This window comes from Leptolyngbya sp. BC1307 (assembly GCF_002286735.1).
Lineage (GTDB): Bacteria > Cyanobacteriota > Cyanobacteriia > Phormidesmidales > Phormidesmidaceae > Phormidesmis.
In genome coordinates, this window is record NZ_NRTA01000132.1 from 1 (window position 1) to 1,579 (window position 1,579).

2 pseudogenes are annotated in these 1,579 nt (G+C 48.5%); one reads left to right on the top strand and one right to left on the bottom strand.

Annotated elements, in window-relative coordinates:
- A pseudogene (locus tag CKL79_RS22345) lies at positions 1-818 on the top strand (hypothetical protein); the annotation flags it as partial.
- A gap of 343 nt (positions 819-1,161) precedes the next feature.
- Here the strand turns inward: CKL79_RS22345 and CKL79_RS22965 are convergent.
- Positions 1,162-1,579 (bottom strand): annotated as a pseudogene (locus tag CKL79_RS22965) (hypothetical protein); the annotation flags it as partial.

The window sequence follows — 1,579 nt, forward strand, 5'->3', positions numbered from 1 at the left end:
ACTATGCTTCGGCGAAGGTGTTGAGACCGTTTCGAGCGCAGGGTTTACATTTGATCAGCCGAGCGGCGATTTCCACCGTGGCGCATGCCGACTTTTCAGCCAATTCGGATATTCGTGGACCCGGTCGGCCCAGAGTCTGGGGTTCTGACATAAAACTCAGAGAGCTATTTGCCCCGATGGATGCCTGCTCTCAAGCAGCCGTTTGGCTCTATGGTCAACGTCAAACCGTGTACTATCAGTGCTTTAAATTCTATTGGGACAGTCCTGATGAATTAGTGTTGTTCGTGCTCACGCAACTGCCCAATGGCAAACAGATTATTTTGCTCTCTAGTGACACCACACTCACCGGAGCGCAAGTGATTGAAGCCTATGGCTGGCGGTTCAAAATTGAGGTCAGCTTTCGCTCATTAGTTCAGTTGCTTGGGGGCTTTGACTATCGCTTCTGGTTGCGCTCTATGACCAGAGCCTCTGGCTGGCCCAAGAATCTTATCTTGGCTGACTTCGATGCCGATTTCCAGGCAAAGGTTGCCATTAAAGTTGAAGCATTTGAGCGCTTCGTCAATCTCAATGCTATTGCCTTGGGGCTATTGCAAGTACTCGCTTTAGAACTGCCTAACGTGGTTTGGGTACATTTTCCGCAATGGTTTCGGACGCTGCCAAAACATGGGTTGCCCAGCGAGCAAATTGTTCGAATGGCGCTTCAGCATCTACAACCGGTGGTTTTATCAAAACGTAGGCCCAATCTACTTCTGGCTAAATTACTCGCTGCCAAAATTCAGCCCCCTGAACCCCAACAACAGATACCTTTGGCCGCATAATTCTTCAACAGAAACTTAGGACTGTCTAGTTAAAGAAGGCGTTGGCGAGCTTGACCTCTCGAAACTTCCTCAGCTCTTAGAGCTAAAGTATCGGGCGATTCAAGACGCCGTGAAAGCGCTAGGTAGCGTCAGCGCTATCAATCAAACGTTTGTTAGTTTTCAGAAATATCTCTACTCTCCAGATGAAGCTGCGTAGCACACCAGCAAAAACTACTCAGCGACGATGATTTCTTATCAGAAATTCATCATTACGATGTCCGCGATTGTCTATGGTATCTCTAGATTAGGTGCTTGAGTGTTGTGCTCTGACGGTAGAAAAATAATTGAGGCGTTATCTAGCGAGTCATGCAGGCACCCCCTTATTCTGCTTGTCAAACAATTTGGCAAACACCTGCGACGCCGATTCACCCTGTTCAAGACAGTCATGAGCAAAGAGGATTAGCTTTTCTATCAGCGCTTGCGATTGCTGGCGACAGACCTGCCCGATGGATTGTGTGAGCTGGGTAGGGCGCTTGCCCGGAGCCTTTGTCGGGGGTGGCAAGCAAGCCAAGTGCAAGATTGAGTAAGCCACGAACACCAACGTCCAATGGGTTTGAATGGATTCAAAGGTTCGCATCCGATACTCATCAAGCCCGAGATATTGCTTTCCATCTCGATAAAAGGTTTCAGTGTGCCAGCCACAACACCCCCATAAGAACGAAACCAACTTCGTACCCAACGATTGGATTAAGGGGATTATTGCGATTGGTAAAAGCGATCGC